Consider the following 15,197-nt stretch of genomic DNA (forward strand, 5'->3'; position numbering starts at 1 on the left):
AACAGTGCCACGGCAGGCTGATGATTAAGCTTGCAATGGCACTGTTTTTTATATTGCTGAAATCGGCTGGCAACGGGATGCTGGTTTGATTATTTCTGCTCAAATAACAGAGCACAGATAATCATGACGGCAGCCAGCCCCCAGGCAACTACTTTAAAGATTCGCAGTCCCTTAGGCGTGGTCTTGATTTCTGGATGACTTTTCCAGTATATCGGCATTAAAACGGCCAGCAGCACACAGCCGGTTGCAATTATCCAAAACATATTATTCACCTCACGTATTCATAAAAAACTTTACCATATATTCAGCTGAGATTAACAATCATTAATCATCTTTTGGACAATTCGCGATTGATAAAGCCTCAGCTCAAAAGGTAGCCACCAGTTTATGGGGCAATTAATTGCACTAAACGGTGAAAATCGATAAACTAGGATACGTTTGCAAGATTTCATGCTGTGGGGGAATTTGATGGAAAAAACATATATCGTTGCTGCTCGGCGAACGCCAATCGGCAAATTTGGCAAGTCTTTGGCTGGTGTTTCTGCTGTAGAGCTTGGTGCAACTGCAATTGCCGCCGTCGTCAAAGACAGCGGCGTAACCAAAGAGGCCGTTGATCAGGTTTTAATGGGCAACGTGATTCAAGCCGGTGCTGGCCAGAATCCAGCTCGTCAGGCCGTGATCAAGGCAGGCCTAGACTATGCCACGCCCGCAATTACGATTAATGACGTCTGCGGCTCAGGTCTGTCCAGTGTCAGTCTGGCGGCCGGTCTGATTCAATCAAATCAGGCCCGCATTGTGATTGCTGGTGGGATGGAAAGCATGTCGCGAGCACCGTATATCTTAAATCAGGCTCGTGGCGGCTATCGTTTTGGTGATGGTCAGCTGATTGACGCCTTGCAAAAAGATGCCTTGATTGATGTCGAAAACGGCTATCCAATGGGAATTACCGCGGAAAACGTGGCTGAACTTGATCAAATCAGTCGTCAGGCTCAAGATGAATTTGCCTTGCGCAGTCATCAAAAAGCAGTGGCGGCACAAAAAGATCATGCCTTTGATCGCGAAATCGTCCCAGTCGAGGTTCAGACTCGCAAAGGTACGATGATCGTTAAAGATGATGAGGCACCGCGCGCGGACACCTCAATTGAAGCATTGCAGAAATTAAAGCCGTCTTTTGCCAGTGAGGGAACGGTTACAGCTGGGAATGCCTCGGGACTTAACGATGGGGCGGCGGCCGTCATGCTGGCTTCTGAATCGGCAGTCAAGGAATATGGGCTGCAGCCGTTAGCAGAGTGGCAGGCGACAACCCTGGTCGGTATTGATCCGGCATACATGGGATTGGGACCGGCCTATGCAATTGAAAAACTGTTCAACGAGACGGGGATCAGTCGTGAGGATGTTGATCTGTATGAAATCAACGAAGCCTTTGCCTCACAATCGGTTGCCTGCCTGCGCCGACTCAAGCTGGATGAACGGCGCGTCAACCCGCGTGGCGGTGCACTGGCGCTGGGTCATCCGGTGGGCTGCTCGGGAGCGCGGATCTTGGTAACGCTGATCCATGAAATGTGGGATCTTGATGCACGGACCGGGATTGCCAGTCTGTGTATTGGCGGCGGCATGGGCGTGGCCTGTTTGGTTGAAAAGGCGTAATAAGATCTTAAAATAGCCGACGCGTCTTTGACGAATCTGGCTGTTTTTTAGTTTGGCGGTCAAACGGGTGTTGACTTAGCAAAATTACGATCAGAAGGAATAATTGGCGCGGATTAGGCATTGGTAAAGGAATGAAAAAATAGTAAAATATTATCTTAGATGCAAAGTTTTGAGAGGATTTTGATTATGAAAAAGTCGCGTTGGATTGATTTTGGTGTTGTCTGCGGTTTGTTTTTTCTGGCTTTCATGTTTGCCGTTTTGCGTCATGACTCCCAGATCAAAACCATGGACCAGGCTGGGTTTGCTTTAACGATGCCAATTACCGCCATGAAAACTCGTATTATGCTTTTTATCACTGCATTAGGCTCGCCCCAGTTTTTAGGACCGGTAACGCTGGTAATGATGCTGATTTTATGGTGGAAAAAACAGCTTGGCAGCAGCATGTGGTATGGCGCCATGCAGTTTGTAGGATATCTGCTGGTGATTTTCTTTAAGACCAGCGTAATGCGGCCGCGTCCTGCTCATCGATTAGAAAAGATCGGCGGCTACAGCTTTCCCAGTGGCCATACCTTTGCAACCGTAATTTTTGTCCTAACGATTTTGGCTTTGCTTTGGCCGCACCTCAAGTCAAACTGGAGCCGACTGTTTGGCTGCATTCTTGGCGTCTGCTGGATCCTGCTGATCATGTATTCGCGCGTCTATCTGCACGTTCACTATGCCAGTGACGTCTTGGCCGGCTTGCTGCTGGCGCTTTGCTGGTGGCTGGTCGCCAACTCGCAAAAAGAGCGCTTTATGAATTGGCTTACCGAAATTCAAAAATAATTACTGATCACTCTTGTCAAATCTGTAAAAATTCGCTATACTAGTTAGCGTTGACTTATGGAGAGTTGGCAGAGTGGTAATGCACCGGACTCGAAATCCGGCGAACCCGTGTTGAGCGGGCGCGCAGGTTCAAATCCTGTACTCTCCTTTTTCAGAAACATCTATAACTGACTAGAAGCCCCAAAGCCTTGATATGATAGGCTTTGGGGCTTTTAGTAATTACTATAAATTGAAAAGTTAGGACACCTGATGGACACCTAATACGTTCAAAAGTAGGGATTGTTTTTGGGGCTATTGCAGAATTTATTCATTAATTAGTTTAAGGGCTAAAACCTGAAAGCACAGATGCGCGGAATTTTACCGCCGTTCTGTGCTTTTTTGGTCTAAAACAGAAAAACGCAATTATTCATTAGCAATAATGCAGTCTGGGCTGCTTTTTAGGACGATTTCTGCACATTTTAGTTAATCTGATTCATCAATAGACAGATCGGCAATCTGAACTTGTTCCAATATTTTGTAAGCGTTATACTAAACGTATAAACTGATGTTATCGCTTTCGCAAGGATTATTTTACACTGGAGGGGTTTTTATGTATTATTCCAACGGTAATTATGAAGCATTTGCACGTCCTCGCAAGCCTGAGGGAATCGAACAGAAACACGCCTATATTATTGGGGGCGGGCTGGCTGGTTTGGCAGCGGCCGTCTTCATGGTTCGTGATGCTCAGATGCCTGGCGAAAACATTCATATCTTAGAAGAACTGCCGGTTGCGGGTGGCTCACTGGATGGCGAGAAGCGTCCTGGCGTTGGGTATGTCATTCGGGGTGGCCGTGAAATGGAAAACCACTTTGAATGTCTTTGGGATATGTACCGCTCAATTCCTTCACTGGAGATTCCAGGCGCTTCTTATCTGGATGAATACTACTGGCTGGACAAGGATGATCCCAACTCGTCAAACTGTCGCCTGATTCATAATCGCGGCGACCGGGTACCTAGTGATGGCAAGTATGGCGTTGAGAAGTTTTCAAAATATATCGTTAAGCTGGTTTTGACCTCAGAAGATGAGTTAGAGGGCAAAACGATTGGCGACTGGTTCCCAGATGAATTCTTCGACACCAATTTCTGGCTGTACTGGTCAACCATGTTTGCCTTTGAAAAGTGGCACTCCTTGATTGAAATGCGGCGCTACTGCATGCGCTATATTCACCATATTGATGGGCTGCCAACGCTGAGTGCCCTGAAATTCAATAAATACAACCAGTATGAGTCAATGACTAAGCCAGTCTTGGCATATCTGCAGGATCACAATGTCGACATTCAATACGACACCGTGGTCAACAATGTCTTGGTTGATACCAGCAATGACAAGAAGATTGCCAAAAAGATTCTGCTGACCAAGGATGGCAAGGATGAAGAAATCGTCTTGACCGACAACGATTATGTCTTTGTTACCAATGGCTCAATTACCGAGAGTTCAACTTATGGCGATCAGAACACGCCGGCACCGATTACGCACAGCTTAGGGCCTAGTTGGAAGCTGTGGGAGAATCTTTCCTATCAGGATGCCGATTTTGGTCACCCCGATGTCTTCTGCAAGAACGTTCCTGACCGTGCCTGGTTCATCTCGGCTACGGCAACGCTCAAAAACCGCAAGCTGGCGCCATATTTTGAACGGCTGACCAAGCGCAGTCTTTATGATGGCAAGGTCAATACCGGTGGGATCATCACGGTTACCGACTCGAATTGGATGTTGAGCTTTACGATCCACAGACAGCCGCACTTTAAGGACCAAAAGCCGGATGAAACGGTTGTCTGGATCTACGCGCTTTATTCCGACACGGAAGGCAACTACATCAAGAAACGGGTCGTGGACTGCTCAGGCAAAGAGATTACTGAAGAATTGCTCTACCACCTGGGCGTTCCCGTTGACGACATCGAAGGCTATGCGGAAAATGACGTCAATACCGTACCAGTCTACATGCCTTACGTTACTAGCTACTTCCAGCTGCGTAAAAAGGGTGATCGGCCGGCAGTCGTGCCAAAGGGATCGCAAAACCTGGCCTTCTTGGGCAACTTTGCCGAATCGCCAACTCGTGACACGGTCTTTACCACGGAATACTCGGTTCGGACCGCGATGGAAGCCGTCTACACACTCTTTAACGTTGATCGCGGCGTTCCTGAAGTCTTTGATTCCGTCTTTGACATTCGCCAAGAGCTGCGGGCACTGTACTACTTAAGCGACAAGAAGACGTTGCCGGAGATGGATCTGCCAGTACCGAAGCTGGCTGCCAAGACGGCGCTGCGCAAACTGAAGGGAACCTGGATCGAAGAAATTCTCAAAGAGCAGCATCTGCTTGACTGATTAAAGCAATTTATATAACCAGAACGTCAAAAGACCACCAGCGCTGATTTGCGGGTGGTCTTTTGCTATTGAGTAAATAAATTAAGCTAAATGATCAGACTTATGGCTGCTGATTGAGCGACTAGTCATGATGAATCAAGCGGACGCGGGTGATGGCATCGACTTGGCTTAACCGGTCAATTACTTTTTGTGCGGTTGCCGGCGTGAGGTTTGAAACGTCTAGCATCGTATAGGCATAGCCGCCGCGCGAACGGTTGACCAGATTTTCAATGTTGATGCCTTCATCGGCCATAAACGTCGAAATCTGCCCCAGCATGTTAGGGATGTTTTGGTGAATCAAGGTAAAACGATCTGGGCTGGCAAACGGTGCGGCTACATCTGGCAGGTTGACCGAGTTTTTGATGTTGCCGGTTTCCAGATAGGTCATGATTTCATGAGCCGCAATCTGCGCGCACTTGACCTCAGCTTCAATCGTCGAGCCCCCGATATGCGGCATGATGACGATATCAGGATTATTCAGAATCTGAGCCTCGCTAAAGTCGGTGTAGTACTTTTTCAGCGTACCGTCAGCCAGGGCTTTTACGGCAGCGGCATTGTCAACGATTCCCAGCCGCGAGTAGTTGAGCAAAACGGCGCCGTGCTTGAAATGCTTTAATTCTGCCGTGCCGATCAGTCCAGTGGTTTCTTCATTTTTAGGAACGTGAACCGTTACGAAATCAGCATCCTTAATGGCATCAGTGATCGTTTGCGCGCGCTTGACCTGACTATCCAGCTGCCAAGCCGATTCAACGGAAAGGTATGGATCATAGCCGATGACGTCCATGCCTAGATCAACGGCGGCGTTGGCAACCAGCGAGCCCACGTGTCCCATACCAATAACGGCGATGCGCTTGCCCAAGAGCTCAGTCCCATTGAAACTGGTCTTCTGCTTTTCGGTTCGCAGCGTAATATCGGCACCAGGCTTGGCGTTGGCACTCCATTGTACGGCAGCGATGATGTTCCGGCTTGCCATGATCATCGAGGCGACGACCAGTTCCTTAACGGCGTTGGAATTGCCGCCGGGCGTGTTGAAGACGACCGTGCCGTTTTCAAGGGCTTTGTCCAATGGGATGTTGTTAAAACCAGCCCCACAGCGCGCGATGACTTTCAGGCTCTTGGGAAACTCATGATCATGCAGATCCACGCTGCGAATCATGTAGGCATCGGGCTGGGCTTCAGGATTATTGATCTGGTAGTCAGCCGTAAATTCGTCAAGTCCGGCTTGGGCAATAGCGTTATAGGTTTTGATCTGGTACATGAAAGATTCCTCCTAGCGATTTTCTTTTTCGAATTGCTGTATAAAGTCACACAAAGCAATAACACCATCATATGGCATGGCGTTATAGATACTTGCCCGCATGCCACCAACGAGTCGGTGACCTTTTAGATTCAATAGACCATGTTCCTGGGCCTCTTGGACGAATTTAGCATCCAGCTGCGCGTCGCCAGTTACGAATGGCACGTTCATCAACGAGCGATAGTGTGGGTCAACGTTGTTTTTAAACAGCTTGGAGTTATCCAGGCAGTCGTACAGCAATTGGGCCTTCTTGCGGTTGCGAGCATCCATGGCCTTAACGCCGCCTTGTTCATCGATCCATTTCAAAACGAGCCCGGCAACATAGATTTGGAAGACAGGCGGCGTGTTGAGCGCGGACTTTTTAGCGGCCTGCTTGGTGTAGTCGAGCATGCTTGGCAGTCCCTTGACATGACCCAGCAGCGATTTTTTCAAGATTACGATCGTTACGCCAGCGGGAGCCAGATTCTTTTGCGCCCCGGCATACATCAGATCGAATTTTTCAAACGGGTAGTCTTGGCCTAAGAAGTTGGAAGAAAGGTCGCCAACCAACGGCGTACCGTCAGTTTCTGGCAGTTTTTGCCAAGCCGTACCCATGATGGTGTTGTTGGTCGTGATGTGTACGTAGTCATAGGTATCTTGGGGAATGGCTGGTACTTTTGGCAGCGTGGTGTAGTGCTGGTCTTTAGAAGAGGCCAGAACGTCAGCTTGAACGCCTTTGATCAAGCGTGCTTCTTCAACGGCGCGTTCAGACCAGTGACCAGTGTCGATATAGGCGGCGCGATGATATTGATAGGCAAGGTTTAATGGTACGGCCGTAAACTGCGTGGTACCACCGCCCTGCATGAACAAAACGTCGTATTCCTGATCATCCAGGTTCATTAATTTATAGATTTGTGCCTTAGCATTTTCATAAACATCAACGAACAGCTGAGAGCGGTGCGAGATTTCCAGAATGCTCATGCCAGAATTGTTGAAATTTAATAATTCAGCCTGGACTTTTTTCAAGACTTCTTTGGGCAGCACAGCGGGACCAGCAGCAAAATTGTAGACAGTCATTGTCATTCCTCCAAATCATAAACTAAAAAAGCACCCACTTGATTAAGTGAGTGCCCTTCAAATTCGGTTCAGGATTTGAATTGACCTCACTTATCGCGAAGGCCAACGCAAAATATGGCCTTCTAAATCAAGGAAGACCATGATGAGGAAACCATCAATGCAAATTCAAAATTATTCAACAGCATGTTCAGTTCCCTCCTCATCAAATTATTATTTATCGTTAACAAAATTATAATCTGATTACAAAAAAACGTCAATAATAAATTTGATTCTGGTATAATGACCAAAAACCAAAGTCGAAAGGAAAAGAATATGACCGAATTTTATATCGTTCGCCATGGTCGCACCTTTGCCAATGCGGCCGGGCTTAAGCAGGGAATCATTAATACGCCGCAGACCTATCTCACTGATGAGGGACGGGCGCAGGCGCAGCTTTTGGCCCAGAATTTTGATTTGCGTGATTTTGACGCGCTTTATGTTTCGCCTTTGGAACGCACCAAGCAGACCGCGGCAATTCTAAATGAGGAGGCACAGCTGCCAGTCATCGAAGACGGGCGGTTGCTGGAGATTTCTTATGGCGACTGGGATGGCCAGCCCAATGATGAGCTGATGAATCAATATCCAGAATTGTTTTCGACGTTTGTTAAAGATGTGCGTCCTGAATATGCTGCCGTTGCCCATGGCGAGACGTTTACACATGTTGAAAAACGGGTCCAGGACTTTATTAAAGACGTTACGGCTCAGCATCCAGACGAGCGAGTCGTAGTCGTTACGCATGGCTTTACGGTCCGCTCGTTTGCGGCCAGTGCCACGCATGCGCCAGGCTTGACGATTCTGGAACCAGAAAACTGCAGTGTTACCAAATTAATCGTTGAACCCAATACGCTTGAGCAGCATCTGATCTATTACAACCGTTCCACTCAAGGATTCTAAGTATCAAAAAGACGGATCACGCGTTATGCGGGACCCGTCTTTAATTGTTTGCTGACTTTTAAGCGCAGCCGTCAAAATGGTTGGCTGAACTGTTGGAAACGCTGCTAGGCTTGTTTTTGCATGGCGTGTTTAGGCTTTTGACCAAGATTGGCGAAAAAGTGCTCATAAACTAGATCCGTCCAACGCGTCAGGTGTGTCAGACTTGAATCGCCCGTCAAAGAGAGGACAAAGGCAAACCCCAGGGCGACTGCCGAGACGTGGTCGATGCCAAACAGACTGCCAAACAGCGATGCGCAGACCAAAAGCCCCATGATGCAGCCATAAAAGATGATACTGCGGAACTTATTGAGCGGATGACAGATCTGGTAGAGCACCATGAAGCCAACCGCAGCCAGAATCATGGTTGAGGCCGTTGAAATGTCTTGGCGGCTGAGGCCAAACAGAGCTCCACAGACTACGATGACGCCAACGGTAAACATATCGGTAATCCCACCAGGCAAGGCACGCCGCATAACGTTGGGCAGAAACTTGCCATGAATACGCTGATGATTGGTTTCCAACGCCAGCAGGAATGAAGGCGTCCCAATCGTAAACAGACTGATCAGCGTGATGTGGGAAGGATCGAGCGGGTAGTTGAAGGCAAAGATCAGCGTAAAGATGGACAAGAGCAGTGAGAAGATGTTCTTGACCAAAAACAGACTGGCTGATCGTTCGATGTTATTGACAACCTGCCGTCCCTGGGCTACGACCTGTGGCATTTTGGCAAAGTCAGAATCAAGCAGCACCATCTGAGCGGCATTCATGGTGGCCTCATTGCCTGAAGCCATGGCAATACTGGTATCCGCTCGTTTCATGGCTAAAATGTCATTGACGCCATCTCCAGTCATGGCAACGACTTCACCTTGCTTTTGCAGCGCGGTGACGAATTTTTGCTTTTGATCTGGCGTGACCCGACCAAAAACGGTGTAGCGCTGCAGAGCACTTTCGTATTCATCATCGGTTAAAGCAGCTGCACTGACGCAGTTTTGCGCGCCTTCGATCTGTGCCTGTTTGGCTACGCTGGCAACCGTTAATGGATCGTCACCCGAAATAACCTTGATCTTGACGCCTTGTTCGGCAAAATAGCGGAAAGTGGCTGGAGCAGTCTTACGAACGGGATTTCTCAGCAAAATGAATCCTAATGGGTTAACCGGCGCACTGAGACTGGCTTTGGTCAGCTGCCCTTGATACTGACCGAATACCAGGACCCGGAAGCCTTGCTTGGCATAGGGCTCAAACTCGCTGCTAAACATGGCGGCATTTTCTCTTAACACCATTTCCGGCGCGCCTAAGACGTAGCTTTCATTGCCAAAGCCCACGCCCGAGTACTTCCAGGCTGAACTGAACGGCACGATCTGATCCGCCTGGCGTCCGCTGCCTTGCGTAAAGTATTCTTTCATTGCTTTCATCGTTGAGTTGTCACCAGGCATGGCCGCGCAAAAATCACTGATCAGACTACGCAGCCGATTTTCGTCAACCTGTGCTTGCTGAGCAGAAAAGAAGCGCTGGACCTGCATTTGATTTTCGGTGATCGTCCCGGTTTTATCAACGCAAAGTACCGTAACGCGGGCCAGCGTCTCAATGCTTTTCATGCTGTGCAGCAAGACCCGCTGCTGCGCCAGTTTCATGGCACTTAAAGCCAGCGCAACGGTTGCCAATAAATAGAGCCCTTCTGGAATCATACCGATCAAAGCTGCTTCCATAGAAACGATGCTTTGTTTGAGCGGATTGCCATTATGCACGTATGATTCATAAAATAGCGCGGCACCAATTGGAATGATGATAATGCCGACGAATTTGATCAGCCGATTGAGTGATTTGATCATGGCTGATTCTTCGGTCGTATCCATTTTTTGCGCCTTGGCTGTCAGCTTAGCCGCATATGAATCAGCGCCGACATGCGTCAAGCGTACGCGCGCCAAACCGGAAACGACAAAGCTGCCTGACATCAGACTGTCGCCGGGATGCTTGGCAATCTCATCAGCCTCTCCGGTCAGCAGCGACTCATTGACGTTAAGCGAGCCGGTTAAAAGCTGGGCGTCAGCTGGAATCTGCTGCCCGGTTTTCAGTTCGATGATGTCATCTAAAACCAGTTGATCAGTCGGCAGCTGTACTGATTTGCCATCACGAATTGCCGTTGCTTTGGCAGCATTCAGCACTGTCAGTTTTTCCAGCACTTTTTTGGACCGTAATTCCTGGATAATGCCAATGACGGTGTTGGCGATGATGACGGGCAGAAAAGTCATGTCCTTAAATGAGCGAACCATGACCAATAAAACGGCTAAAACGACGAAAATCAGGTTAAAAAAAGTAAACGTGTTGCTGTAGATGATCTGCCGCGTGGTTTTAAAGGTCGTATTGATTGCGGTGTTGGTCAAGCCTGCCTGGGTCCGCTGCGCCACCTGATCTTTAGTTAAGCCGGTATCAGGAGCGGCATTGAAGTGCTCAATCCGTTCATCTTTAGCGGTTACTGACTGTTGATGATGTCTGCGCATACAATCATCCCTTTCTGCTTAAATTCTAATTTTATTTTAGCATTCTTTGCGATTTGGTACGGTTACCTTTAAGATAAATTAAGAATGATTTTGAGAGGATGGTTGATATGAGCACAGAACCGACTTTTGAACGCGGCGCAATCACGTTTTTAAGCGGCCGGCTGACGCTAAAAGAAGCCGCAGCAATTTTTGCCCACATGCCATATGAATTGGATTACGTTAACAAAAATGATGAATATGTCTGGTACTCGCCTAACCCGTGGCGCGACAACAACCGGCTGCAGAAACGCTTGACGCATTCGGTGCTGGGCTGTCATCCTAAGCCTGTACAGCCACTGGTCAAGCAGGTTTTAAAAGCTTTGCATACCGGTACAAAAGACGTGGTTGAATCGCCACAGGTCATGGACGGGCATCGTGTTTTGATTCGCTATTATGCAATTCGTGATGCTCAAAATCAGTACTTGGGGGCGCTGCAGGTTACCGAGGACGTTGAGCGAATCTGCGAGCTTTGCGAAGCCCATGATTTTGAACATGGGATAGTTGATGGTAAAATAATTGATGGCGTATCGGCGGCTTCAATCCATGCCAATCGTTTGCAAAAAGGCGAGCAGCTTGCCGACATCCAGACGCCGGACAAGACGCAGGACGCGGTTTCTGGCGCTTCAGTAGAACAATAGCAGGGGGAATTGATTTGGCTTCAAAAAAGTTTTATGCCGTGCGCCGTGGCAAGAAGCCCGGCATCTACACCAGCTGGCCGGAATGCCAAAAACAGGTTGCTGGCTTTGCTAATGCGCGCTTCAAGGGATTTATGACCAGAGAAGAGGCTTTGGCATGGCTGCAGCAGCCGGAAAAGAGCAAGCCGCGGGCCGTCAAGCATGCAACACAGACCAGTCTGGATCTATTCGGCGAGGAACAGGGCCTCCGATTTATTCCGACGATTGTTTTTTATACGGATGGCGGTTCACGCAATCGCGGCAATCGACGGGGCGATCACGTTCACCAAGATGATCTCGCAGCCTGGGCCTATCTGATTCGGTTTGAGGATGGCTTAAAAATCACCGATACGGCTGGTGAATTGGGTGCTACCAACAATCGCATGGAGGTCATGGGGCTTTTAAAGTGTCTACAGCGTCTGCTTGAGTTAAACCTGCAAAACGAGCCGATTGAGGGTATTCTCGACTCGCAATACGTTTTAAATGCGATCAATAAAGGGTGGCTGTACAGTTGGGTGCGGCGCGGCTGGAAGACTTCTGGCGGCAAGCCGGTTGCCAATCAAGAACTCTGGGCCGAGGTGAGCGTGCTGCTGCCTAAATTCAAGCAGCTGCGCTTTAAATGGACCAAGGGACATGCCAACAGTCACGGCAACGTTACGGTCGACCAGCTGCTGAATTCAACGATGGACAATCTTAAAGCTTAAATTTGATTAAAATAAAACTCGTTTGGTCGCGCGTTATGGCGGATCAAACGAGTTTTTTGCAGTTTTAATGACGAAATGCGGCGATCAAAGAGACTCAAACCGGATCGTGACCGCCAGTGCTTTTTAAGTAGCCAGGCTGAACTTGACGCAGTCTTGGACAGGAACGTTAAGCTGCTCAGTGTTCTGTGCAGTCTTACTTACGGTTTTATGCACGAAAATCGGTATAAAACATATGATGAGAAAATCATTACCTACTTTTTACCAAAAATCGGAGCGAAGTAGGTAGTTGCAACCCTCGCAACCGCTCCAGATTTGAATTTTCACAGGTCCAGTAGGTTTGCGACCACGAGGATTTTCCTGAATTAACCTGCCAGCAGTTTGACGCTGATTATAGTTGATGGTGACTATTCAATATGTATAAATAAAAAAAGCTATCAGATAACGATTCCCCGCAGTTTAAAGAAACGGAACCGTACCAAATAGCTGGTAGTCAAGAAAGAAGTGAATGTCGGCACTCCTTACGGTTAATTATATTACTATACTGCCGTGTAAAAGAAAACCCCTAATCTGAAATTTTATAAGAAAATTTGTGAATAATTTTCATGTTTTGGTTTAAAGTTGCAATTGCAACCGATTATCGATATAATATTGAGCAAGAAAGGGGGGGAAGCTTTGATCGATGTATTGCGCGAGATGGGAATGGCATCGCGAGCCCTAGATGCCATGGCTAACGCGGAATTTAAGAAGCTGGATCTGGCACGCGGTCAATTCGTATATTTGGTTCGAATCTATGAGCACCCTGGCATTATTGCACGCGATTTGGCAAAATTAATCTTGATGGATAAAACAACGATTGCCAGAGCAGTTGCCAAACTGGAAAAAAACGGCTTGATCGTGCGACGGTCCGATCCGGCCAATCATCGTATCAAGCGAATGTACGTCACGAAAAAAGGAGCGGAATTATACCCGTTTATCATTCGTGAAAACGAGCATTCAAATGACGTTGCTTTACAAGGCTTTTCACCTCAAGAAGCGCAGCAGGCTCACGACTACTTGCAGCGGATGCGCCAAAATCTGGAAAAAGACTGGGATTTTGTTAAAGCAGGCGGTCAAAGAAATTATTAACGATATTTAAGAGATAATAAAGACATTAAATGAGTAAAGGAGTTTTATTATGAAACGTGTCGTAGTAGATGAAAGTTTTTGGGAAGTCTTTCCAGATGCAGAGATTGCAATTATGTACGTTGATGGGATTGATAACCATGATACGGATGAAAACAAGGCCGAACGTGCTGAATTATTAAAACAGGCAACCGCGGAATCAGCCAAGTTCACCAAAGAAGAAACTTTCCGTGATAATCCAGTCGTTGCACAGTGGCGTGAAGCCTATGCCAAGTTCCCTAAGCGTAAGGGTGCCCGAGCATCAATTGAGGCACTGCTTAAGCGGGCCAGCCAAGGACACGTTTTTGAACCGATTGAGCCATTGGTTGACGTCTACAACAGCATCTCGCTGCGCTATGGCGTTCCTGTTGGTATCGAGGATCGTGATAAGATCGCCGGTGACATGCATCTGGGCAAGGCTAAGGGCGGCGAAAGCTTCCAACCAGTTGGCGCTGACAAAGATGATCCAGCTCGGGAAGGCGAGATTCTCTATTATGACGATGAGGGTGCCGTTTGCCGCAGTCTAAACTGGCGTGATGCTCAACGCACGATGCTGACCAGCGATTCTAAAAACGTGGTTATCGTTATGGAAGCAGTTAATGAGGATCAGATTCTGCGGACGCATGAGGCGATGGATGAGCTGCAAAAGCTGATTGAACACTACTTTGGTCAAAAGCCGAGCGCACCACACTACTTGACTAAAGAAAATCCGATTGCCGATGTAGACTAGGTGAGTGCAGATGAAGATCGGAATTGATAAGATGGCGTTTGCGACAACGTCGGAATATATTGATTTGACTGAACTGGCTAAAGTGCGCGGTGTCGATCCCAATAAATATCTAATTGGGATTGGTCAAAGCGAGCAGGCAGTTTTACCGCCTACGCAGGATATCGTGACAATGGGAGCTGCTGCTGCCGACAAAATGCTGAATGAACGTGATCGAGAGCGCATTGCCACGGTGATCGTTGCTACCGAATCAGGAATCGACAATTCTAAAGCCAGCGCAATCTATGTTAAGCGGCTGCTGAATCTGGATGACTACGTAAGGACCGTTGAAGTTAAGGAAGCCTGCTATTCAGCAACGGCTGCGATTCAATTTGCCAGAGGACAGGTGGTATTGGAGCCAGAAAAGGCGGTTTTGGTAATTGCAGCTGACGTGGCGCGTTATGGCTTAAAGACGGCTGGCGAGGTTACGCAGGGTGCTGGAGCGGTTGCCATGCTGATTACGGCTGCACCGAGGATCCTGGCAATTGAACGGACTAGCGTTGCTTATTCGCAAGACGTGATGGACTTTTGGCGGCCGCTTTATGCTACTGAAGCCATGGTCGATGGCAAGTATTCGACCAACGTCTACATTGACTTTTTCAAGCATACGCTGAGTCGCTATGAAAAATTAACGGATCGCAAGCTGGATGATTTTGCGGCAATCGCTTTTCATCTGCCATTCACTAAAATGGGCAAAAAAGCTTTGGAAGCTGTCTTGGGTGAACGGGATGATCAAACGGCCTGGCGTCTGCGCAAGGCACTGCTGGCCAGCCAAAACTACAGCCGCCGGGTCGGCAATCTCTATACCGGTTCGCTTTATTTAAGCTTGATGTCGCTTTTGCAAAACGACCCTGATCTAAAGGCAGGTGAGCGCGTCGGCCTGTTTAGCTATGGATCCGGTGCGGAAGGCGAGTTTTACAGCGGGATTCTGCAGCCTGGCTATCAAGAACAGCTGAGCAACGTGGCTGGAGATCTCAGTGAACGCCAGCTGATTTCGATTGCGGCCTATGAGCAGCAGTTCAATGACCAGTTAGGAATGAATAAAGCAGATGTTGAGTACGACATCAGTGCGGATCCGGCTCGTTTCGTCTTAGCCGGTCAAAAGAATCATCAGCGCCAATACGTTGATAAGCAGCAGCTGTAAAATTTTCAAGCTGACTGAG

13 protein-coding genes and 1 tRNA gene are annotated in these 15,197 nt (G+C 48.1%); 10 read left to right on the forward strand and 4 right to left on the reverse strand.

Annotated features, from left to right (window positions below; all coding sequences use genetic code 11):
• Positions 1–89: 89 nt before the first annotated feature.
• Entirely contained in the window at positions 90–263 is a 174-nt protein-coding gene (locus tag H0G69_RS03390; protein WP_180305163.1) for a hypothetical protein, read from the reverse strand.
• A 205-nt stretch (positions 264–468) separates the two neighbouring features.
• Between H0G69_RS03390 and H0G69_RS03395 the strand changes: the two genes are divergently transcribed.
• The 4 genes from H0G69_RS03395 (at position 469) to H0G69_RS03410 (ending at position 4,831) form a co-directional block, all read left to right on the forward strand.
• Positions 469–1,647 carry a thiolase family protein gene (locus H0G69_RS03395; RefSeq protein ID WP_180305164.1) on the forward strand — a complete coding sequence of 393 codons (1,179 nt, stop codon included), beginning with the start codon at positions 469–471 and terminating at the stop codon, positions 1,645–1,647.
• Between the two features lie 186 nt (positions 1,648–1,833).
• Positions 1,834–2,469, forward strand: a complete 636-nt coding sequence (locus H0G69_RS03400; RefSeq protein WP_180305165.1) for a phosphatase PAP2 family protein — start codon at positions 1,834–1,836, stop codon at positions 2,467–2,469.
• 59 nt (positions 2,470–2,528) lie between these two features.
• Positions 2,529–2,617 (forward strand) — tRNA-Ser (locus H0G69_RS03405).
• A 441-nt stretch (positions 2,618–3,058) separates the two neighbouring features.
• Complete coding sequence (locus tag H0G69_RS03410; protein ID WP_006499157.1) at positions 3,059–4,831, forward strand: oleate hydratase; 1,773 nt, start codon at positions 3,059–3,061, stop codon at positions 4,829–4,831.
• 121 nt (positions 4,832–4,952) lie between these two features.
• Here H0G69_RS03410 and H0G69_RS03415 read toward each other — a convergent pair whose 3' ends face one another.
• Positions 4,953–6,128, reverse strand: coding sequence for a phosphoglycerate dehydrogenase (locus H0G69_RS03415; protein ID WP_180305166.1), 1,176 nt, complete (start codon positions 6,126–6,128; stop codon positions 4,953–4,955).
• 12 nt (positions 6,129–6,140) lie between these two features.
• Positions 6,141–7,223, reverse strand: a complete 1,083-nt coding sequence (serC, locus tag H0G69_RS03420; protein WP_180305167.1) for a 3-phosphoserine/phosphohydroxythreonine transaminase — start codon at positions 7,221–7,223, stop codon at positions 6,141–6,143.
• A gap of 312 nt (positions 7,224–7,535) precedes the next feature.
• Between serC and H0G69_RS03425 the strand changes: the two genes are divergently transcribed.
• On the forward strand, positions 7,536–8,156 hold the full coding sequence (locus H0G69_RS03425; RefSeq protein WP_180305168.1) for a histidine phosphatase family protein: 621 nt from the start codon (positions 7,536–7,538) through the stop codon (positions 8,154–8,156).
• A gap of 104 nt (positions 8,157–8,260) precedes the next feature.
• Here the strand turns inward: H0G69_RS03425 and H0G69_RS03430 are convergent, their stop codons facing one another.
• Positions 8,261–10,690, reverse strand: a complete 2,430-nt coding sequence (locus H0G69_RS03430; RefSeq protein ID WP_180305169.1) for a cation-translocating P-type ATPase — start codon at positions 10,688–10,690, stop codon at positions 8,261–8,263.
• Positions 10,691–10,797: 107 nt separating this feature from the next.
• Here H0G69_RS03430 and H0G69_RS03435 point away from each other — a divergent pair, with 107 nt between their 5' ends.
• The 5 genes from H0G69_RS03435 to H0G69_RS03455 all read left to right on the forward strand — a co-directional run bounded on the left by H0G69_RS03435 (position 10,798) and on the right by H0G69_RS03455 (position 15,178).
• Entirely contained in the window at positions 10,798–11,367 is a 570-nt protein-coding gene (locus H0G69_RS03435; RefSeq protein WP_240164368.1) for a PAS domain-containing protein, read from the forward strand.
• Between the two features lie 14 nt (positions 11,368–11,381).
• Positions 11,382–12,107 carry a ribonuclease H family protein gene (locus H0G69_RS03440; RefSeq protein ID WP_180305171.1) on the forward strand — a complete coding sequence of 242 codons (726 nt, stop codon included), beginning with the start codon at positions 11,382–11,384 and terminating at the stop codon, positions 12,105–12,107.
• 672 nt (positions 12,108–12,779) lie between these two features.
• Complete coding sequence (locus tag H0G69_RS03445) at positions 12,780–13,232, forward strand: MarR family winged helix-turn-helix transcriptional regulator (protein ID WP_033935042.1); 453 nt, start codon at positions 12,780–12,782, stop codon at positions 13,230–13,232.
• Positions 13,233–13,281: 49 nt separating this feature from the next.
• Positions 13,282–13,998 carry a B3/B4 domain-containing protein gene (locus H0G69_RS03450; protein WP_006499149.1) on the forward strand — a complete coding sequence of 239 codons (717 nt, stop codon included), beginning with the start codon at positions 13,282–13,284 and terminating at the stop codon, positions 13,996–13,998.
• A 10-nt stretch (positions 13,999–14,008) separates the two neighbouring features.
• Complete coding sequence (locus tag H0G69_RS03455) at positions 14,009–15,178, forward strand: hydroxymethylglutaryl-CoA synthase (protein WP_180305172.1); 1,170 nt, start codon at positions 14,009–14,011, stop codon at positions 15,176–15,178.
• Positions 15,179–15,197 lie beyond the last annotated feature (19 nt).

It is taken from the genome of Limosilactobacillus mucosae (assembly GCF_013423865.1).
GTDB lineage: Bacteria > Bacillota > Bacilli > Lactobacillales > Lactobacillaceae > Limosilactobacillus > Limosilactobacillus mucosae.